The sequence below is a fragment of the Sphaerisporangium fuscum genome, assembly GCF_018531465.1.
Classification (GTDB): domain Bacteria; phylum Actinomycetota; class Actinomycetes; order Streptosporangiales; family Streptosporangiaceae; genus Sphaerisporangium; species Sphaerisporangium fuscum.
On sequence record NZ_JAHDTF010000014.1, the window covers coordinates 164840 to 186192 of the forward strand.

The following is a 21353-nucleotide window of genomic DNA, read 5'->3' on the forward strand; positions in this document are numbered from 1 at the left end:
CGGAAGGGCTTCCTTCGACGTCCAGATTGGTGTGACGTGTCCCACACCAGCACCAACCCCAACGCCAACGTCAACCCGACCACTCCCGCTGGACCTGTCACCCACGCCATCGGCGGTACCTCGTCCACCGACATCGAGCCCGCATGGGGCCAGTCGTTACCGGCATGGGCGGACATGTTCATCGCCCTGCTCGCCTCCGGTCAGATGTGGCCGAAGGGGAGCGAGAGCCTGCTGTGGGAGCTCGCCAAGGCGCATCAGGCGCACTCCGCGGCCCTGGCCGAGGGGGTGGACCCGGGTGTCTCGGCCGGCAAGGCGGTCCTGGCGGGATGGCACGAGCCCGCCTCCGAGGTCTACATGGGGCGGGTCACCCAGACGCTCGCGGGCGACGGAGGCCTGGTGACGCTGGGCAACGCGCACCAGGTCAAGGCCGTGCAGGTGGACGACTACGCCCGCGAGACCCAGTACTCCAAGATCTCGGTCAACGTGGCCTTCTGGATCGGGATCACCGCCTTCGCCATCGCCGCCATCGCCTGGTGGTTCACCGCCGGCGCCACGACGCCGCTCATCGGGCGGTACGCGCTATGGACCCGGACGAAGTTCGACGCGATCTTCGCCCGTCTCGCGGCGGTCGCGCGGCGGTCCGGCGGCAGCGCCCTGACCACCCGCCTGGCCGCCTTCCACGCCGCCCTCCCCGCGCCGGTGAGGACCGTCCTCGCCAACCACGTGGTCCGCCACGTGGTCAAGGAGATGATCGAGGAGGCGGGCGAGGAAGGACTCATCGACTACAAGAGCCAGAAGACGCAGATAGACATGGGGACGCGGAAGGACTGGGACTGGAAGAAGACCAACGCCGCCCTCCTGGGCGGCGGTGGCGGCGGCATCGGCGGCATCGCCCTGAACAAGCCCATGACGTGGCTGGCGGACCGGGTCCCCATCGTGCGCAGGTTGAGCGAGCTGGCCGAGAACGGATCCGGCGCCACGGCCGCCCTCGCCGGTTTCGGCCGCGACGCGGCGCACACCGGCATCAACAACATGGCCGCCTCGCCGCTCGGCAGCATCCTGGCCAACGGGGTCGTCTACGGCCAGTGGGACGTCGCAGGAGCGTTCACCGGGGAGTCCCTGGTGGGGGCGTTCGCGGGCGGCGCGGGGCGCACCCGCTCGATCAGCCCGACCAACCCCGACGTCCTGCTCGCGCTGGCGCGCCCGATGCACAGCATCCAGGTCGCCAACACCATGGCCGCGAGGAACGACGCCGCCCGCGCGGCCCGGATGGCCGGCCAGACCGGCGCCGCCGGTGGCGGTTCCAACCCCTCGGGCCCGTCCGGCCCCTCGGGTCCGGCGGCCGGCCCCTCCGGGTCACCGTCGGGTCCCGCCACGCCTTCGTCCGGCCCCTCCGCGCCCCCGGCCACCGTCGGCACGCGGTCGACCGGCCCCGCCGCACAAGCAGCCGGCCCCGCACCCTCGGCAGGCGGCCCGGCCGGACAAGCAGCCGGCCCCGCACCGTCGACAGGCGGCCCCGCCAACCCGTCCGGTGGCCCCGCCAACCCGGCGGGCGGCGCGGCCGCTCAGGGCGGCGGCAGCGGGCAGTCCTCTTCCGGCGCGCCCGCGAACCCCTCGGGCAGCGGCGCTCCGGCCTCCGGTACCGGCAGCACCCCTGCCTCGCAGGCCGCTCCCCAGGGCGCGAACGCCCAGACCGGACAGCAGCCCGGCCCGACCCAGACAGGCGGCCAGCAGGCGGGCCCGGCCCAGACCGGCAACCAGCAGACCGGACCCGCGGCCGGACAGCAGCCCGACCCCTCCCAGACAGGCGGCAGCCAGCAGGCCGGCCCGACGGGCGGCCAGCAGCCCGACCCGGGCCAGACCGGCAACCAGCAGACCGGACCGGCGAGCACGGGAGCGCCGGCGGGCGGCCAGGCCGCGCCGTCCGCGTCCAGCCCCGCGCCGCAGGCCGGCACCACGCCGCAGGCCGGTCCCTCGGGGCAGACGGCTCCGCAGACGACCCCCACCGCCGCTGCCGGGCAAGCCACGCCTTCGTCCCCGAACGCGGCGACGGCCACGCAGCCCGCCGGCCCGACCGGGCCGCAGTCCGGGACCGGCAACTCCACGACGGCCCAGACGCCCGCCACCGGAGCCGCTCCCGCGCCCCAGGCCGCCCCTACGCCCCCGGGGCCGCTCTTCATGCCCGGAATGCCCCAGGTGGTAGCCGCCTCCACCACCCCGGCACCGGCACAGGCCGCCCCCACCGGCGCGCAGAGCACGAACACCCAGACCGCGCAGACGGCCGGCACGCCCAACGCGCAGCAGAACACCGGCAACCCGAACGGGCAGACCAACCCGAACACCCCGAACGCGCAGCAAGGCACCGGCACGCCCAACACCCAACCGAACACGGGTAACCCGAACGGCCAGACCAATCCCGGCACCCCGAACGCGCAGCAAGGCACCGGCACATCCAACACCCAACCGAACACCGGCAACCCGAACGGCCAGACCAATCCCGGCACCCCGAACGCGCAGCAAGGCACCAGCGGCCAGAGCGGGCAGTCCGGCGCCGGTAATCAGGCGCAGCCGAACTCGGGTGCGCAGCCGGCCGCCGGGCAGGCCGCGGCTCCGGACACGAGCGGTACCACCGGCGGATCCGCGCCCGCGTCCGGTGCGACTCCCAGCGGTACCCCCTACAACGGTCCGGACGACCCACGGGTGCACCGCAGGGTCAACACCCTGTTGAGCCGGATCCTGACGCAGGTGGCGCCCGACGCGCTCCCTCTCGACGACGGCACGATCAGGATGACCGGCCCCGACGGGCGTCCGCTCATCATCCCGGCCGACGCCGTCGCCCGCCTCCACCGCCGGTTGCGGGTCAGGATGGCGGACGGCGCCCAGAGGCCGCGGCTACGGGTCGAGGCGGCGGCGCTGCTGGGCTTCGCCATGGCGAGGGCCGCTCACACGGCCCCGATGGAGGGCGCGCTGAACGCGCTCGGCCGGATCGTCGCCGACACCGAGGACGTTCCGCGCATCGTCACGGACGTGGCGCGCGAGGTCGTGGGCGACCGCTGGGAGCGCGTGAAGGAGGCCGGGCTCACCCGTGACGGCCTCCGCGTGGCGGAGGCCGCCAACGGTCCCCTCCCCGACGCGTCGTTCGACTACGACACCATGCGCGTGGGGCCGCTGGAGGAGCAGCGGAAGGCCATCTCCGATCAGGCCGAGAACCTGGGCACCGACCTGGCCCGACAGCCGAGCGGGACGAACACCGCCACGTCCAGCGGTCCGAACGCCACCACGTCCGGCACCCCGAACCCCGCCACGTCCAGCGGTCCGAACGCCACCACGTCCGGCACCCCGAACACCGCGGCGGGCCCGCAGGCCGGGGGGACGTCCACGACGCCGAACACCACCGGAACGGGTGGGCCGCGGAACACCACGCCGGCGGCTCGGCCGGCACAGGGAGTCATCCGTGGAGCCCTCCAGGCGGCGCAGAACCCGCTGACCCGGGCGACCAACGCGTTCAACGCCTATGTCGAGGCCCGGTACGCCGAGTACCGGCACCTGGTGGAGCTGTGGACGAACGGCGGCCCCGAGCCGCGGCGCGTCTACCGGGCCGGGATCAGGCGTGTGATCGACGATCTGACCGCGCACGGTCAGCCCGCCCCGGTGCCGCCGTGGTCGACGCAGCAGCTCCACACGGTCGCGCCCGACGCCACGACCTCGCCGTCCTCGGCCACCTCCACCGCCGCCGCGCCGAACACGGGGTCCTCGACGCCTGCGAACGCCGCGCCGGCGCCGAACGCCGTTCCAGCGCCGGTCGCCGATCTGGCCGAACGCGTCCAGCGGATACGCGCGTCCCTGGAGCGGACGCAGGCCGGGCTGGAGGAACGCGAAGCGGAGAACCGGAACCATGTGAGGGAGGCCAAGAAGCGCGAGAAGGAGGCCCGGGAGAAGGCGGACAAGGCGAAGAAGGAGAAGGACAGCTGGGGAGGCGAGCGCCGGCGGGCCCAGTTGCAGGAGGCGCGGCTCGAACGCATCGCGGCCGAGCATTACCGCCATATCGCCAACAACTATCAAAAAGCCCTCACCCAGGCCCGGGAGCTTGCCAAGGCCTACAAGGCGCTGTCCGAGGCCCTCGACCGCATCGCCTCCGGGCAGGACCCGACGCCCGTGGCGGACCTGGCGGCGGAGGTCGCGCGGCTGGCGCGCGAGGCGGACGCCGCGTTCGCCGAGTTCGATAAGGCGATGGTCGACTCGCGGCCGCCGCAGGAGTTGCTGGCGCTCGGCCTGTCGACCGGCCGTCTGCCGTACCTGACCGCGCTCACCAACGCCGTCAACCAGGAGCTGGCCGACAAGGACGTCAACGACCCCTACACGGCGGAAGAGCTGCTGGGGCACCTGCGCGCCGACACCCAGCGGCTCATCTCGGAGGACGGCGTCATCCTGCGCCGCGGCCACGGGAAGAAGCGCGTCGAGCTGCGGATCGTGCTGGATCTGGGCGAGCCGGTCGAGGTGACGAAGCCGGGTGTGAAGGCCTCCGAGGTGATGATCGGCTCACTGCCCCAGGGCGGCTCGTCGGTCCAGGCCATGATCTCCCGGGTGCTCAACCTCGCCTTCGGGCCGAACGTGGCGCCTCTGATAGCCGCCATCCCGGAGGACGGCGGCCTGCTGAGCGCACTCAAGCGCTTCGCCAAGGCCGTCGCTCTCGGCATCAAGGGCAACGTGGGCCACTCGGAATCGGTGAGCGCGTCGCACGCGGAGTACGTGCTGGACGGCCAGGTGGCCGACGACCGAGGCGACTCGACGAAGGTCAGCGTCAAGGGTAGTTACCGCATGTACTCCCGCGTACTGAACAGGCGTGGCGCGCCAGGTGCCTGGACGAGCGTGGCGACCGTCGACAAGGGCGTGGGCAACGACAGGACCGAAGTCGGCCTCCACCTCTCGCACGCCCACACCACCCACGCGCCGGATCAGAAGTTCACGCTTCCGGACGGTGAGCCGAGGGGACGTTTCCCCAGGTACGTTCCTCTGCACGTCGAAGGGCTGGACGCACTGGCCGACGAGGTCCTGACAGCCGGCGAACCGATGAACGACGACCTGCGCGAGCAGATCCGCAAGATCCTGACCACGGACCTCCCGGCCCACCTCAAGGAATCCGTCGACGACGTGTACGAGGAGGTCGTCATCGCCGGGGGGCGCAGGGGCGTCCTGCGGGTGAGAACCACGGTCGTATCGGCGAAAATGGCCTCCCGTCCGGGCTGGAAGCAGTTCCAGGAGTGGCTCGGCGTCAGCTTCTCCGGCACCACCGCCGCCACGTCCGCCGGCCGCTCCTCCGGTGTGACCATCGGCGGCGAACGCGCGCCCAGCGACGGCTCCACGGGCTTCTTCGCCAAGGTGAGGGACATCCTGGCCGCCTGGTTCGGGCTGAAGGGGAAGCTGTCGCTCTCCTTGACGCGCGGGTCGTCCCGGTCGGACGGCGCGATATCGTCCCGCGTCGGGATCTTCCCTCAGGTGCGGCGCTGGATGGGGCGCACCAACACCTACGACACCACACTGCGGCACGACGTCACCCTCCACTTCCCCAACGAGCTGCGCAACCACGTCACCAACCACCTCCCCGGGCGCGGGCCGTCCACCGTCACCCGCAGCGCCAACAGCCGGATGTTCCTGCAGACGCCCGAGCCGGACGCCGGACGCGCCGGCTGGGAGGTGGACGCGGCCGCCGTGCGGAGGACGAAGAACGGCACCCTGATCCGCAATCCCGACGGGACGGTGCGTTTCCGCGACGACCCCGTCCAGAAACCGCCGCCCGGCCGCAAGCCGGAGGCGCCGGCGTGGATGAACCAGATTCCGGGCGGCGGCCCCGCGACCCTCTTCCTGAACCCGGACGAGCTCGCCGAGATGCGCGATCATGCGTTGACGACGCTGCGTGAGCAGGGGCATCTGCCCGAAGTCGACGAGAACGGGCTGCCCAAGCCGTCGCTGGACCCGCAGCGGGCGCGGGCCCAGCTCGACAACCTGGCCGAGGTGCGCAAGCAACTGAGCGACAACGCGCTGCAGACGCGGATCAGCCAGGGCGCGCAGGACGGGATCCTCCTCCACCTGAAGCGCGTGACCACGGGCGGCCCCATTCAGCACGTCACCGTGCTCGTCGGCCTCAAGCCGGTCGGCGAACCCGCCTACCAGGGTCTGTCGGAGGCCGAAGGCCATGTCGAGCTGAACATCATGTCCAACACCGCCTTGCGCGTGAGGAACTTCGCCAGAAAAGTGGCGATCTCCTTCAACCTGGGTCTCGAGCGGATCGCCAAGAAGCTCGGCTTCCACTGGTCGGGCTTCGGATTCGGCTACAACTTCGGCCTGTCCAGAAGCGCCGGCTGGGGCATGGGCTACACGCTGAACGAGGTGACCCTCACCGAGGGTGCGCCGACCGCCATGTTCGGCCAGAAGTACAGGGTCACCATGCACCAGGTGCACGGGGACGGGTCCAGACAGTCCCTCCTGTCCCCAGAGGTGATGGGGAAGCTGGTGTCGGGAACGCTGTTCATGCCCGCCAGCCTGCTCCCGGACGCGAACGCCCCGGCGCACGCCCCGGTCACCGTCAACATGAGCACGGACGACCTGCGCCACATGACGCTGCTGGGCATGAACGTGACCGGCATGCAGGACGCGTTCTACAACGTGCTGCCCCGCCACGCGCGGGCCGACTCCGAGGCCCATCACGTTCTGGGGGCGTTCGGCAACGTCCGTACCTTCATGGCCGACACCGCCTGGCTGTACACCCAGCACCGCATCGACGTGATCCTCCGTGCGCAGGGCCTGCACCCCACTAGCGCGCGGGTCGGGGTCGACGTCTCGCTCGGGGAGTCGACGCTGGTCGGGGTGGGCAATCTGGTGAACGCGGACATCGCCCTGGCACTGCTGAGCAACTCGACCAACATGGACGCCTCCCGCAGCAACGAGGGGAGCGCCAACGTCGGCTGGGGCTGGGGCCGGTGGGGCCCGAAGTGGAACGGCTCGGCGTCCCGCAGTGGGGGCCGTTCCTCCTCCCAGGCCTCGATCGTGGGCCGCGAGCCGATCACCGTGCAGACCGGAAAAACGTACATCTTCACCGCCCCTGTCAACTACACGGTGACCGGCGAGCACGGCCGTTCGAACTCACGGCAGGACGTGGTGTCCGACCGCACCGTCCTCTACGCCCTGCCGGAACTGAACGTCCTCACGCGGTACGCGGATGGGGCGTTCCCGCTGCCGCTGCACCTGGCCGCCGACGCCGTGGAGCGGTACCTGAACGGCCACCTGCGGCTCGAACCCACCCTCGCCATGCGGGTGGTGCGGCGGTACGTCCAGCAACGGGCGGAGGCCATGCGGCAGCAGGCCGTCCCGGCCGGTTCCCTGATCGCCGGTCACACCGAGGACGAGCTGTTCAGCGGGCTCAGCAAGCGGCTGAACAAGGATCTGGACAAGCCGGCCAAGAAGCTGGACGACTTCTTCCACCCGGTGCGCTACATGCTCAAGAAGGTCAGGGTGGCCCTGCCGAAGAACTCCGGCCGGCGGATGGGCCTGACCACCTTCGACTCGGTCGACCTGTACCGGACCTCGGGCGACAGCAAGGGCGACCGCGCGAGCGTGCTGGACGCGGTGCTGGAGCAGGTTCGCAAGGTCTTCCCCGGCGCCGAGCTTTCCGACCTGGTCATGGACCGCGCCCTGGTCGGCATGCTGGTGGGCGACAACTGGTGGGGTACCGTGCGCAACCAGCTCACGCCCACCGGTCTGTCCTGGGAGCAGCCGGTGCGGGTGGGCCCGCACCAGACGGAGCTGCTGCGGATCAACCTGAAGACGGAGTTCGTCAACGAGATGGCACTGCTGCACAGCCGGGACGACGAGTCCGTCGACATCGACCAGGTCTACGGGTACGAGGAAACGGGAGAGTCCCGCTCGTCCGGTTACGGAGTCGGCACCGGCGTCGGCACCGACGTCCCGGGAGGGCAGGTCGCGGGCAGCGTGGGCGGCGGCACGCACCGCGGCCACGGCAAGTCGAAGTCGGAAGGCGAGCAGTTCACCGATATCGAGCGCGAGGCCTCCTTCGACGGCTCCGACCTCGTTTCGCAGATCGTCAGAGTGACCGTCTCGGCCGAACGGGTGTCCCTCCCCGCGGGCCGGCGGGGCAACTTCCTCACCCGGCCCCTGCACGCCCTCGCCCGGCTCGTCCGCCGCGGCACCCATGCCCTGAACATCGGCACGCGGAACAGGGTGCGGCACGCCGGCATAGAGACGGCCCCCGAGCCGATCGTGCTGGTCGGCACGGCGGTCCGCCGGGTGCCGGACGGCCTCACGGTCCGGGCGGAGCAGAACCGGCCGCTCCCGGACCCGCTCCCCGATGCCCGGCCACAGGAGCTGCCGGACAACTACTACCCGGCCGAGGTGGTCGCCGACGACCTTCCCGGCGTCGCCCTCGCCGCTCTGGCCGACCTGATCGGCCCGGAAGGCGTCGAGGAGCAGAGGGTGCGCGTCACGGACGCCCTGTTGCCGATGGCGTTGACGGCCAAGTTCAAGCTGATGTTCAGCCCGCAGGGGCACCGGATGGTGCGTCTCCACCTCCCCGGGAACGTGAAGCTGGACGTGATGCTGCACGCCTCGGCGCCCACGGAGGAACAGCTCATCGTCGGGCCGCGGGAGAACATCGAACGCGGCGACGCCCGGCGCCGGCAGAACAATCATGGCCACGCGGACGACCGTAACCAGCTGACGCCGGTGAGCCGCAACGGCGAGGTCAAGGAGGAGCACGCCGGCAGCGTGAGCGTGTCGTCCGGTGACCAGGTCGGCGACCACACCTCCTCCAGCGGCGGCATGCGCAAGGAGAAGACGCTCAACGAGAAGGGCCGGATGGTCGAGTCCACCTTCCGGGTGGGCTTCAAGCTCTCGTTCCGGATCTCCAGGGTGCGGCGGAACGGCACCGAGCGGGTCGTCAGGGTGGTCGAGGTGCCGACCCCGGTCGTCGGCAGTGCCGACCTGGTGATGTCCGAAGAGGACTACAAGGCGATGCTGGACCGCCAGAGGACCGCTCAGCCTGGGCGTGGCTGGTCGCTGAACGAGGAGCCGGGCCGGCGGCGCCTGCCCTGGCGTCGCAGCCCTTCCGGTCACCCGTCCCAGTCGTTGACGAGTGTGGTGAACGCGGCGCGCGGCAACGAACGGTTCGACCAGGACCAGGTGGCCGCCGTCACCGCCGAACTGCTCGGCCGTCTGCCCAGGGGCTACACGGGGCCGATCACGCTCCACGTCACGGCGGCCCCCGCCGACCTGCCCGTTCCGGTGGCCTGGGCGCGCCTGCTGTCGAGGCAGCTCCTGGGCAGGCCCGTACGCCTGACGGTGCACGAGCCGGGGACGAACGGCGAGGTGCGCACCTATGTCGCCGCGGAGGGGAGGCTATCGAGCGAGGAGCCGGACGGTGGCTTCGCCGCCGCCATGGAGACGCTGCCGACGGAGGTCGCGGCGACGGCGGTGCTCAACGGGCTGAACCTGCGGACGCTGTACAACCAGTCCGAGCGGTCCCGCCCGTTCGTCGAGGAGGTCGAGGCGGCGCTGCGCCGCCTCGGTGTGGCGGTGCCGCAGCAGGCCGGGACGATCTTCCCGCAGCCGCTGTGGGGTCCGGGCCCGCAGGAGGAGTCGGGTCCGGCGGCGCTGGCCGCCCTCGGTGTCAGCGCGCCGGTGCATCCGGAATCGGGCTTCGTGAAGGGCAGGGCGCCGGAGTCGGGCCCGCTCGACGACGCCGAGATGCGCAGGGCCTGGGCGACGATCGACCAGGCGGTCCTCGGCGACAACATCCTCCTGGCGGCCTGGCCGGACGGCAGCCCGGTCGTCACGGTGATCGACGCCGACCTCGGCCAGGTGCAGTTCAGTCCCGGAGTGGGGACCGTCGCGCCCGAGAACATGGCGAGCACGGACCTGAACGCGGGACCCCCGCACCCCCTCACCCTCGACCCGGACACCCCTGAGCACCTGGTGGCCCGGACCCTGGTCCACGAGGTGAGCCACGCCCTCCGCGAGCTCAAGGCGATCGCACAAGGCACTCCGCAGGGGATGATCCGCGGGCGCTTGGCGGCGCCCGACCCGGCCGCGCGGATCGCGGCGTCGGAGGACGCGTGCGCCCAGGCACGCGTGGACGAGTATCGTCACATGGCCAACGAGTGGGCCAGGGCCGCTCCCGAACGCCGGGCGGAGCTCAAGGACGAGATGGAGGGCCTGGCCCGGCTCATCACGGCCCGCGGCAAGACTCCCCCGCCGGCGCCCTGGCTGGCGCAGGTGCCCGCGCCCCGGCCGAGCATCGCGAGCCTGATCAACGCGCCCGCGCCCGCCGCGCCGGCCAATCCGGGACGGCCGCCCAGGTCGCCGGACGACGAGTGGGCGCGGCTGCGCCGGCTCTCCAACAGCACCGGCTGGATCCCGCCGGACGAGGACGGGCAGTGCACCTGCCCGCCCGGCGGGCCGTGCACCTGCGGGAAGCGGCCGTCCTCGCCCTCCTCGCCGCAGCCGTCGTCGCCGTCGCCGTCGCCGTCCTCGCCGCAGCCCTCGTCACCGCAGCCGAGCAGCCCCGCGCCGAGCTCCAGCCCGGTGACGGTGCGGCCCGGTGACACGCTGCAGAAGATCGCAAGCCGCTGGCTCGGTCCGGGGGCCACGCCGGAGGAGATCGACCAGGCCGCGCAAGACTGGTATCAGGCGAACCGCGAGGTGATCGGGGACGATCCGAACGTGCTCGATGTCGGCCAGGACCTGGTTCCGCCGCAACCGGAGCCCGCGTCGAAGGGGACATCATGACACTGCCGGTGGCGCGTACGAGGGACGAGGCCCACCTGTACTTCGACCTGCACCCGTGCGAGCGGTGCGGGTCGGTCGAGACGCCGTGGGAGCATGCGCTCGTCGCCGTGCCCGAGGGCCTGGCGGCCCGCTACACGGGCACGTGCTCCGACTGCGGGGCCGAGCGCAGCCATCTGTTCGGGCTGCCGGAGCGCGAGGTGAGCTCCGGTGGGTTCCCGACCTTCGGCGGGCCCGAGCCGTCACAGATCGTGGACGCCGGGCAGTGGCTGTGGGTGGCCGACCTGACCGCGGCGAACATCCCGGCGGACGATCCCGCCGCCGCCAGGCAGGCGCTGGCGATCGCGATCGCCGCCATGGAGGAGATCGTCAAGTTCGCGCCACCGGGCGGGGACAGGGTGCCGGAAAACGCGTTCTGGACCGAGCTCGGACGCCAGGTGCGTGCCGCGGAGCCGGGCCGGTTCCGGGTGGACCGGCTGCTCGTCGTGCGCGACACCTACCGCCGCCTGGCCGACGCCCGGTAGCCCTCCGCGCCGTCGACGAGGCCGGTAGGGTCGGTGATCTGGACCCGGCCGGCAGAGAGGGGAGCGGCATGGCGCCGCCACGTGCCAGGACTCTCCTGGAAGCGCACCTGTACGTCACGCTCACGGCGGGGGGGCCGGACGCCGCCGAGACCGAGCACGACTTCGAGGCGCACACGACGCTGACCGAAGGGGCCGAGGAGTGGACGCTGCGCTTCGACGGCCACCCCCTGGGCCTGCCCGTGCTGGTGGAGGTCCAGGTGCCGTACGACTCCGAGGCCGAGGCGCGGGCCGAGCGGCTGCCCTTCGGGAGCGGGCGGTCGGAGCTGATCGACGCCGGTCAGTGGCGGGCCCTCGGGGCCTCCTACGCCCGCCGGGCGATGCGCGAGGACCTGATGTTCGCGGCGGCCCCGGGTGATCGCGAACGGTTCGAGGAGGTGCTGCTGACGTGGGAGCTGGCGCGGGACGCCACCATCGAGGCTGCCAGATTCCTGCCGGAGGGCGCCGACGAGGTGCCGGGCAGCGGCTTCTGGACAGAGCAGGGCGCGGAGGTGCGGCGCGAGGCGCCGGGCCGGTTCACCCGGGAGTCGCTGGAGGACGACATCTACACCTACCAGGAGATGCTCGACGACTTCGTCGCCGCGCACTTCCCCGGCACGACCTGACACCCGCCACCGTACGCCGCGTGTCACGGCGCTGACACCACAGCCCCGAGCGGCTCCGGAGGGCCGGCGAGCGTCAGTAGCCCCCGTCCGGCAGGTTGCTCATCGAGCCGTAGCGGTTGATCGCGTAGCGCACGGCGGCGACGATGTTGTCCACCGGGTTGAAGATGTCCCGGTGGCCGGGGATCGACCAGCGCTCGAAGGTCGGGTCGATCATCTGCATGATCCCCTTCGAGGGGTGGCCGGCCGCGGCGTTGGAGTCCCAGTTGTTGATGGCGTTGGGGTTACCGCTCGACTCGATCTGGATCCTCCGCGCGATGTCGTCGGGGTTCATCAGGCTCGGGTCGACGCCCTGGGCCTTGAGGATGTCGACCGCCTGCTGGATCCAGTCCTTGACCTGCCCGCTCGGGGCGGGTGAGCCTCCGGAGGAGGGGCCGTACGTCGTGAGGGTGCCCGCCGAGGCGGCGTCGCCGTACGTCTCACGGGCGAAGTACTTGTCGATCTCCTCCTTCGGCGCCCGCACCCACTGGGTCTTGTGGCCGGGGCCGGGGACGAACGACTGATCGCCCGCGGGTGGGATGTCGGCGAAGGTGGGAGTGGCCTCGCCGAGGTACTTGCCGATCTCGCGTTGCGCCGTCGACAGGGCGTCCTCGGCGGTGTCGATGTACCCCTGCGCCTGGGTGACGCCGGCGGCCACCTCCTTCTGGATGCCGGGCTTGAGGTCGTCCTCGCTGGCGCCGGGATTCTCGCGGCGGTAGTCCCCCACCCACTTGACGACGGCGTCGCAGACGGCGTCGACGTTCTTCTTGGCCGACTCGACCGCGTTGGCGGCCTTGTCGAGGGAGTCGGCGCAGTTGGACAGGGCGGTGTTCAGGGCGTCCCCGGCGGTGCCGTACTTGCGCATGTAGGTCACGAAGGCGTCGGCGGACTCGCCCTTCCAGTCGGCGTCGACGAGGGTGATCGCCGTGCCGACGGCGTTCAGCTTGCCGACGATGTCGCCCCCGGCCTTGCGCCAGCGCTTGGCGATGTCCCGGATGGCCTCCGGGTCGCCGCCCTTGACCTTGTCCGCCAGCGCGGCCAGCGCCTGGCCGCCCGGCAGGCCGGAGACGTCGCTCATCGGCCCCCCTGCCTTCCCCGTGACATGTCCATCAGTTGAACCGCCGGTAGGTGATCGGCTGCACGCCGGCCACGGGCTGCACCTTCACCACGTCCCCCGGCTTCGGTGCGGCGATCATCTTGCCGTCGCCGATGTAGATGCCGGTGTGCACGGGCGGGTCGCCGAAGAAGACGATGTCCCCGGGCTGCGGCGGACCGGTGATCAGCTTCCCGCTCGCCTGGTAGCCGGCGGCGGTGTTGTCGCCGATCTTGATGCCGGCCTCGTTGAGGGAGACGTGGACCAGGCCGCTGCAGTCGAAGGCGTCGGGCCCGTCGGCGCCCCAGATGTAGGGGGCGCCGAGGTGGCTCCTGGCGGCGGCGACGATGTCGGCGCCGGTGCCGTGCCCGGTGACCTTGTACGGGATCGCCTCCCCGCCGCCTCCGCCGTACGCGCCGCCCCCACCGCCACCACCGCCGCCGCCACCTCCGGGGTAGGAGGCGAGGGTGGACTTGAGGTCGGTCTCGACGACGCCGACGTTGTCCTCGACCTTGTCGATCGCGTGCTCGACGCCGTCCAGGCGGTTCTTGACGGTGCCGAGTTCCTCCCCGACGTGGGTCTCGACCTTGCCGATCGTCTCGGCCAGCTCCTTGGCGCCGGTCAGCGTGCCGAACAGCGAGGACCCCGCGGCCTGCTTGGCGGGGTAGCCGTCGCCGATGCCGGCCAACTGCCCCGCCTGCTCCTTCACCGCGGTGCGCAGCCTCTCCAGCGCCTCACGGTGTAGATCGATACCTGCCACCGGGGCCGGCTCCCTCCGTCGCCGCCGACAACGCCCTGGCTCGCCGGCCGGGCGACGGGCTGGCCGCACACTCCCCCGGGCCGGGATCACCAAAAAGCGATCATATCGGGACGCGCTCGATCAGGGCAGGACCAAATCGGGATCAATCCGTCAGCCCTGCGGGGTGTTCTGGGAAAGGTAGGCGGTCTGGATCAGACGGGAGCCGTACCTGCGGTCGACGAAGTACGCGCGGCCGGGCGGCAGCGGATGCGGGCGCACGCCGAACAGCACACCCTCGTCCTTGTCGCCGGACAGCACGACGGCCGGGGTCGCCATGTCCTTGAGCCGCTGCATGACCGGGTCGAACATGCCGCGCCCGGCGCCGCCCATCGCGCGGGACAGCACCAGGTGCAGGCCGATGTCCCGCGCCTGCGGCAGCAGTTCGAGCAGCGGTGAGAGGGGATTGGTCCCGGTGGCCACCAGGTCGTAGTCGTCGACGATGAAGTACAGGTCGGAGCCCTTCCACCAGTTGCGCTCCCGCAGCTGCTCCGGGGTGAGGTCGGCCGGCGGCAGCCGCTTGACCAGGGCCTCCTTGGCCTCCTCCACCATCTCCGCCGCGACCGTGCTGGACGCGGCGTACCCGATGCGGTGCTCGGTGTAGGCGGCGTCCAGCAGCGAGCGGCGGTAGTCGATGACGATGAGCCGGGCCTGCGCGGGGGCGTACCGGGCGACGATGCCTTCGGCGACGAGCCGCAGCAGGTTCGACTTGCCGCTCTCGGTGTCGCCGACGACCGCCAGGTGCGGGTCGGTGTCGAACTCCGCGAAGACCGGCGCCAGGGACGCCTCGTCGATGCCGACCGGGATGCGCGCCGGGTTCTGACCGGCCTCGGGGCCGGGCAGGTTCTCGGCGGGCAGGACGGACGGCAGCAGCCGCACGCGCGGCGCCGGCTCGCCGTGCCAGGCCTCCCGGACGCTGTCCACCAGCGCCCGGACGCCCACCGACAGGTCGTCGGCCTGCCGCACCCCGTCGATGCGGGGCAGCGCGCTGAGGAAGTGGAACCCGTCGCGCGTCAGGCCGCGTCCCGGGACGCCCTCGGGCACCGCCAGGGCCGTCTTGCGGTTGACCTCCGACTCGTAGGCGTCGCCGAGCTTCAGCTCCAGCCGGGAGCCGAACAGGTCGCGGATGCCGGGACGGAACTCCGACCACTTGTTGGTCGCGGCGACCACGTGGATGCCGTACCCGAGCCCGCGCGCGGCGAGGTCGGTGATGGTGGGTTCGAGCGAGTCGAACTCCTGGCGGACCGTGAGCCAGCCATCCACCACGAGGAAGACGTCGCCGAACTGGTTGTCGGTGATCTCGCCCTCGGCGACCAGGCGGCGGAAGGTGGCGAACGAGTCGATGCCGCGCTCGGCGAACTCGCGTTCCCGCTGCTGGAGCAGGCCCGTCACCTCCGCGACGGTACGGCGGACGCGGTCGCCGTCCAGCCGGTTCGCCACGCCGCCGACGTGCGGCAGCGCTTCGAGGGAGGAGAGCGTGCCGCCGCCGAAGTCGAGGCAGTAGAACTGCACCTCGCGGGGCGTGTGCGTGAGCGCCAGGCAGGTGATCAGCGTCCGCAGGATGGTGCTCTTGCCGCTCTGCGGCGATCCGACCACGGCGAGGTGACCGGCGGCGCCCGAAAGGTCGACGCCGAGAGGGTCGCGCCGCTGCTCGAACGGCCGGTCGACGATGCCGAGCAGGGCGCGCAGCTTGCCGCGCCCCGCCCAGCCGGCGGTGGTGAGGCCGTGCTCGGGGGTGATGCTGAGCGGCGGGAGCAGGTGGCTGAGCGTGAGCGGCTCGGCCAGCGGCGGCAGCCAGATGCGGTGCGCCGGCGGCCCGAACCCCTGGAACTGGCGGACCACGATGTCGAGCAGGCTGTCCCTGCCGACGACCGCGGGCTCCGGCTCGGGCTCGGGCTCCTCGACCGGGGCCGGCACCGGGATGTAGGCGGGGCTGTAGACCACGACCTGGCGCTGGTCGGTGGAGGCCCGCCGCTCCTGGCGCGTCTCGGGCACGAACGGGCCCGAGACGTAGGCGGCCTTGAACCTCGTCATGCCGGTGGTGTCGAACTTGAGGTACCCGTTGCCGGGCGCGGAGGGCAGTTCGTAGGCGTCGGCGACGCCGAGCACGACCCGGCTCTCCATCGCCGAGAAGGTGCGCAGGCCGATGCGGTACGACAGGTGGGTGTCCAGGCCGCGCAGCCGGCCCTCCTCCAGGCGCTGGGAGGCGAGCAGCAGGTGCACACCCAGCGATCGCCCGAGGCGGCCGATCATGACGAACAGGTCGATGAACTCGGGCTTGGCCGACAGCAGCTCGCTGAACTCGTCGAGCACCACGAACAGCGTGGGCATCGGCCGCAGGTCGGCGCCCTGCTCCCTGGCCCGCTCGTAGTCGCGCAGCGAGGCGTAGTTGCCGGCGGCGCGCAGCAGCTCCTGGCGGCGCACCATCTCGCCGTGCAGGGCGTCGTACATACGGTCGACCAGCGGGAGCTCGTCCTCCAGGTTGGTGATGACCGCCGAGACGTGCGGCAGCGTGTCCAGCCCGAGGAAGGTCGCGCCGCCCTTGAAGTCGACGAGCACGAAGTTGAGGATCTCAGAGGAGTGGGTGGTGGCCAGGCCGAGCACGAGCGTGCGCAGCAGCTCGCTCTTGCCCGAGCCGGTGGCGCCGATGACGAGCCCGTGGGGCCCCATGCCGCCCTGCGCCGACTCCTTGATGTCGAGCTCCACCACCCGCCCGTCGGCGCCGAGCCCGATCGGGACGCGCAGCCGGTTTCGCGGCGCCCTGCCGCGCCACAGCGCGGAGATGTCCAGGCGCAGCGGGTCGCCGATGCCGAGCAGGTCGGTGAGCGTCATGTTGGCGCTCAGGACGTCCTGGCTGTCGCCGCTCTTGGCCGGCGAGGCGCGCAGCGGCGCGAGCTGGCGGGCCAGCCCGTCGGCCTGCATGTACGACAGCCGGTCCGGCCGTCCGAGCCCGGTGACCAGCTCCTTGCCGGCGTGGTCGAGCTGCACCCGGTTGAAGCGGTCGGGCAGCACCTCGAGCCGCAGCATGGCGGCCTCCTCCGTGGGGGAGGTCGAGCCGCTGAGGTCGATGACGGTGACGCCCTGGATGGCGTCCGCGCCGAGCGGGGAGTCCTGCGGGACGTGCCCGCCGTCGACGATCACCACGTGGTACGGCAGGGACTCCGCCGAAGGGCCCTGCCGGAACCGGCCGCGGTCCTTCAGCTCGCCGCCGAGCAGCCGGTCGAGGTCACGCAGGTCGTCGGCCATGAGACGCACGGGACCCGCGGCGTCGGACTCCTCCGGGTGCAGGGCGTGCGGCAGCCATTTGACCCACTCCCACTGGGTCATCCACTCCTTGCCCGCGCACACGGCGATGCGCATGTCCTCCGGGGAGTGGAACACCGCGAGCTGCGCGACGAGCGCCCGCAGGAACGCGCGCACGGCCTTCGGGTCGCCCGTCGGCAGGATGCGGGCGAAGGAGAGCAGCGACATCGCGATCGGCAGGTCCTCGACCGTGGAGTGCGCCCGGACGAAGCGGCGCAGCGCGCCCGCCGCCATGGCGTCGAGGTCCTCCACCGGCTTGGACTCCGGCGGGATGAGCTGCACGGCGAGGCGCTGGGTGCCCGTACCCACCCGGACCGTGGCGAAGTCGCCGTCGCGGGGCCGCCGCTCCCACAGGCGCGGGCCCATCGCGACCGTCCACAGGGTGTCGGGGTCGGGGCCGTTCCACTGGAGGGCCTCGCGCTGCTGGCGGGCCGCCCGGCGCACCTTCTTGCGCGTCTGGGACAGGTAGCGGAAGTAGTCGCGCCGCAGGCCGTTGAGCCGCTGCTTGCGCTCGCCGGACGCCCGGCCGAGCTGGCTCAGGCTCATGCCCACCATCGAGATGGCGAACATGCCGCTGGCGACATAGGTGAGGGGGCTGCCGTTGCCGCCGCCCGCGGTGTACATCAGCCCCATCGCGGCCCCGCCCGCCACCATGGGCAGCCAGGTCAGGACCTGCTGGAACCCCCCGGACGTCGTCTCGGGGATCTCCGGTGGCGACTCCAGCAGGATCTCACCGCGCGGCGGCGCCGGAGGCGGCCGACGCTCGGGCCGCCGGACAACGACTATGCCCACGTCGCTCCATATCCAACAGAACCTGTCCCCCGGGGACCTGCCGGCCCCTTGGTGCCCGCGGTTCCGGGGAACTCCGTACCGACCCGCTAACCGTAGCGAACCTCGATCACATGCCTCGCCTGGACCCGCGAAAGGTGACCATCCCGAAAAGATGGATATGTACGGTCCTCGCCTGGCATGTCGCACCGCTAGGTTATTCGCGTGATTTCAATGGAGTCGGTGTGACGCTGAACCGGATGGCGGGACCGCCCGCGCGAGGCCCCGGCGGACCCGGGACGCCGGGGGCCGCCATCGAGGTCGCGAACGGAACCCCCAGGTCCGCGGTCCTGCGGGCGCCCGGATCCGCCATAGCCATGAGCAAGGTCACCATCGTGACCCCGAGGAAGCGGATCGACCTCGCCGTCCCCTCCGACCTACCGCTCTCGCACGTGCTGCCCAACGTGCTCGCGGCGGCGGGTGAGGCGAGCGAGGAGAGCATGCTGCCGGCGACCGGCTGGGTGCTCCAGCGCGTCGGAGGCAAGGCCCTCGACCTGGACGCCAGCATGAACGCGCTCGGCATCCTCGACGGCGAGGTCCTGTACCTCCTGCCGCGCCCCTCCGAGCTTCCCGAGGCCGTCTTCGACGACGTCGCCGACACGATCGCCACGGGGATCAAGGAGCGGTCCGGCCGGTGGCAGTCCACGCACACCCGGGCGACCGGTCTCGGCGCCGCCGTCGCGTTCCTGCTCGCCGGGGTCGTCGCGCTCACCGTGGCCGGTCCGCCGTGGACGCTCGCCGCGATCGCCTCCGGCGTGCTCACCGTGCTGCTCATCGCGACCGGCGCGGCCCTGTCGCGGGCGCTCGGCGACGCGGGCGCGGGAGCCGCCATCGGCTACACCGCGCTGCCGTACGCCTTCCTCGCGGGGCTGTTCGCCCCCGCCAAGAGCGTCGGCATGCTGGGGTTCGGCGCGCCGAACCTGCTCGCCGCCTTCGCCATGACCGCGCTGGCGTCCACCGTCGCCGGCTGGGTGATCGCGGAGGGCCTGCCCAACTTCTTCGGGATCATGGTGGCCGCGATGGCGGGGGCCGCCGGCGCGGCGATCGTCATGATCTGGCACGCCTCCGCGCCCGGGGTCGCCGCGCTGGTCGTGGCGGCCGTACTGGCGTCCACGCCGCTGATCCCGACGCTGGCCTTCCGCCTGGCCCGCCTGCCGCTCCCCTCCGCGCCGAGGAACGCCGAGGAGCTCCGCACCGACAACCAGGAGCTCGACGGGGACGACGTCAAGAAGCGCGCCGTCGAAGCCGAGCGGTTCGCCACCGGGCTCGCCGCCGGAGTGGCGATGGTCGCGCTCGTCTCCGAACTGCTGTTGCTCGGCCAGACCGGCTGGATGGGCAGGAGCATGACGGCCGTGCTCGCCCTGGCGCTCATGATGCGCGCCCGGGTGTTCCTCGGCGTCGGCCAGCGCGTCTGGCTGATCTCCGTGGGCGTCGCCGGGCTCCTGGTGTTCGTGGTCGGGCTGGCCCTGACGAGCTCGCTCGCCGCGCTCCTCACCGCCCCCGCCCTGCTCGCCATGGCGGCGACGGGCGCCGGCATGGCCCTGTACCTCCCCCAGCAGCGCCCGACGCCGTTCTGGGGCCGCGCGGCCGACATCGTGGAGTTCATCCTCATCGTCGCCCTGTTCCCCCTCGCCCTCGGAGTCCTGGACATCTACGGCTGGGTCCGCGGCCTGGCCGGCTGACCTCCCGCGGCCGGGCGGAAGGCCCGGCCGCCCAGGCCGGTTGATCAAGCCGGGCTCCCCGGCACCGTGGCCCACGCTTACTGCCCGAAGTGGCTGATTTTCCAACGAACCCTCCCGCGATGGCCCGCCGGGCTATAGTCCCCTTTCGTGATCTTCAAACCCCATCGGATCCTCGTCCTCGCCCTGGCCGCGATCGGCATCGCCGGCCTCCAGGCCCCGGCGCAGGCGGCACCCGCCGCGGCCGGCGACTGGTGGCACCCCAAGGCCGGAGTGAGCTGGCAGTGGCAGCTCTCCGGAAAGATCGACACCACGGTGAAGGCCGACGTCTACGACATCGACATGTTCGACGCCCCCGCCGCGACGGTGTCCACGCTGCACGCGCAGGGACGCAAGGTCGTCTGCTACATCGACATCGGCGCGGCCGAGCAGGGCCGTCCCGACTTCAAGAGCTTCCCCAAGTCGATCCTCGGCAACAAGGTCGACGGCTGGCCGCAGGAGCGCTGGGTCGACATCCGGCAGATCGACGTCGTCAAGAAGATCTGGTCGGCCCGGCTCGACCAGTGCAAGGCCAAGGGCTTCGACGGCGTCGAGGCCGACCTGGTGGACGCCTACCAGCAGGACTCCGGCTTCCCCGTCACGGCCAAGCACCAGCTCGCCTTCAACCGCATGCTCGCCCAGGTCGCCCACGAGAAGGGCCTGGCGATCGGGCTGAAGAACGACCTCGACCAGATCCCGCAGCTGGTCGGCGACTTCGACTTCGCGGTGAACGAGCAGTGCGCCGAGTACAAGGAGTGCTCCGCGCTCACCCCGTTCATCAAGGCGGGCAAGCCGGTCTTCCACGCCGAGTACACCACGCCGCTCAGCAAGTTCTGCCCTGAGTCGAAGCGTCTCGGCCTGAGCTCCATCAAGAAGACCCTCGACCTGACCGCCAAGCGCGAAACCTGCCCCGCCTGACCCCCGCGGGCTTCCCGATCGGGCCGCCACGGCCCCTCCGCTGATGCGGCGCCCCACCAGCACCGCATCAGCGCCCAACCACCACCCAATACGCACCGTGTGGACCGCAGGGGTCGGGGACTCAGGGACCGGGGGTTGCGGGCGTCGTGAGACGCCACCTGATCTCGCCGTCCTGCTCCTCGGCGGTGGGGGTGAGTCCGGCGGAGGCTGCGACAGCGGCCGAGGCGGAGTGGTCGGGATGGATGTGGGCGACCACGGTCCGTACGCCGCGCTCCCGCAGCCAGGCGACGAGCCCCCGGGCGGCCTCTCGGGCGATGCCACGCCCCTGCCACGATGTGCCGACCACCCAGGCGATCTCGGCCAAGTCCCCTTCCTCCACCTCACCGCGACCGTCGGTCGTCTCGCGCCGGTGACCGACCGTCGCCTGAACGGTTCCCGTGAGGCATCCCTCGTCCCGGAGCCGGATCACCCAGTTGCACCAGGAGACCGCGGGATCCGGTGATCCGGCGACCAATCGTTCGTAACGGGACCGCAGCGCCTGCGGCGTGGCAGGGGTACCTCCGATGAAGGTGTGCAGAGCCGGATCGCAGAGCACCTCGGCCATCTCCTCGGCATGCTCGACCAGGAGCGGCAGCAGTTCGAGCCTGTCGGTACGGATGAGGCCGGCGCGCAAAGTCATCA

Annotated in this window: 9 protein-coding genes; 5 read left to right on the top strand and 4 right to left on the bottom strand. The window is 71.9% G+C overall.

Annotated elements, in window-relative coordinates; all coding sequences use genetic code 11:
* Window positions 1–36: 36 nt before the first annotated feature.
* The 3 genes from KIK05_RS18535 to KIK05_RS18545 all read left to right on the top strand — a co-directional run bounded on the left by KIK05_RS18535 (window position 37) and on the right by KIK05_RS18545 (window position 11980).
* Window positions 37–10797, top strand: a complete 10761-nt coding sequence (locus tag KIK05_RS18535; protein ID WP_214411985.1) for a WXG100-like domain-containing protein — start codon at window positions 37–39, stop codon at window positions 10795–10797.
* A complete protein-coding gene (locus KIK05_RS18540; RefSeq protein ID WP_214411986.1) occupies window positions 10794–11318 on the top strand; it encodes a hypothetical protein in 525 nt (174 codons plus the stop codon). Before KIK05_RS18535 ends, KIK05_RS18540 begins: the two co-directional genes overlap by 4 nt.
* A gap of 68 nt (window positions 11319–11386) precedes the next feature.
* Window positions 11387–11980, top strand: a complete 594-nt coding sequence (locus KIK05_RS18545) for a hypothetical protein (protein WP_214411987.1) — start codon at window positions 11387–11389, stop codon at window positions 11978–11980.
* 73 nt (window positions 11981–12053) lie between these two features.
* Here KIK05_RS18545 and KIK05_RS18550 read toward each other — a convergent pair whose 3' ends face one another.
* From KIK05_RS18550 to eccCa, 3 genes are all read right to left on the bottom strand, one after another.
* Window positions 12054–13094 carry a WXG100 family type VII secretion target gene (locus KIK05_RS18550; protein ID WP_214411988.1) on the bottom strand — a complete coding sequence of 347 codons (1041 nt, stop codon included), beginning with the start codon at window positions 13092–13094 and terminating at the stop codon, window positions 12054–12056.
* A 31-nt stretch (window positions 13095–13125) separates the two neighbouring features.
* Window positions 13126–13869 carry a C40 family peptidase gene (locus KIK05_RS18555; protein ID WP_214411989.1) on the bottom strand — a complete coding sequence of 248 codons (744 nt, stop codon included), beginning with the start codon at window positions 13867–13869 and terminating at the stop codon, window positions 13126–13128.
* A 150-nt stretch (window positions 13870–14019) separates the two neighbouring features.
* The gene (eccCa, locus tag KIK05_RS18560; protein WP_214411990.1) at window positions 14020–18000 is read right to left on the bottom strand and encodes a type VII secretion protein EccCa; all 3981 of its coding nucleotides are present in this window, start codon (window positions 17998–18000) and stop codon (window positions 14020–14022) included.
* A gap of 221 nt (window positions 18001–18221) precedes the next feature.
* On the opposite strand from eccCa, the gene eccD reads away from it, so the two are divergent.
* Window positions 18222–19718: a type VII secretion integral membrane protein EccD gene (gene eccD / locus KIK05_RS18565; protein WP_308249987.1), complete on the top strand. Its 1497-nt coding sequence runs from the start codon at window positions 18222–18224 to the stop codon at window positions 19716–19718.
* 147 nt (window positions 19719–19865) lie between these two features.
* Complete coding sequence (locus tag KIK05_RS18570; protein WP_214411991.1) at window positions 19866–20672, top strand: endo alpha-1,4 polygalactosaminidase; 807 nt, start codon at window positions 19866–19868, stop codon at window positions 20670–20672.
* A gap of 121 nt (window positions 20673–20793) precedes the next feature.
* On the opposite strand, the gene KIK05_RS18575 is transcribed toward KIK05_RS18570, so the two are convergent.
* Window positions 20794–21351 carry a GNAT family N-acetyltransferase gene (locus tag KIK05_RS18575; RefSeq protein WP_214412096.1) on the bottom strand — a complete coding sequence of 186 codons (558 nt, stop codon included), beginning with the start codon at window positions 21349–21351 and terminating at the stop codon, window positions 20794–20796.
* Window positions 21352–21353: the final 2 nt, after the last annotated feature.

Coding starts and splice junctions, on each gene's coding strand:
- KIK05_RS18540 (WP_214411986.1), top strand. CDS start 10,794: ATGACACTGCCGGTGGCGCGTACGAGGGACGAGGCCCACCTGTACTTC.
- KIK05_RS18545 (WP_214411987.1), top strand. CDS start 11,387: ATGGCGCCGCCACGTGCCAGGACTCTCCTGGAAGCGCACCTGTACGTC.
- KIK05_RS18550 (WP_214411988.1), bottom strand. CDS start 13,094: ATGAGCGACGTCTCCGGCCTGCCGGGCGGCCAGGCGCTGGCCGCGCTG.
- KIK05_RS18575 (WP_214412096.1), bottom strand. CDS start 21,351: ATGACTTTGCGCGCCGGCCTCATCCGTACCGACAGGCTCGAACTGCTG.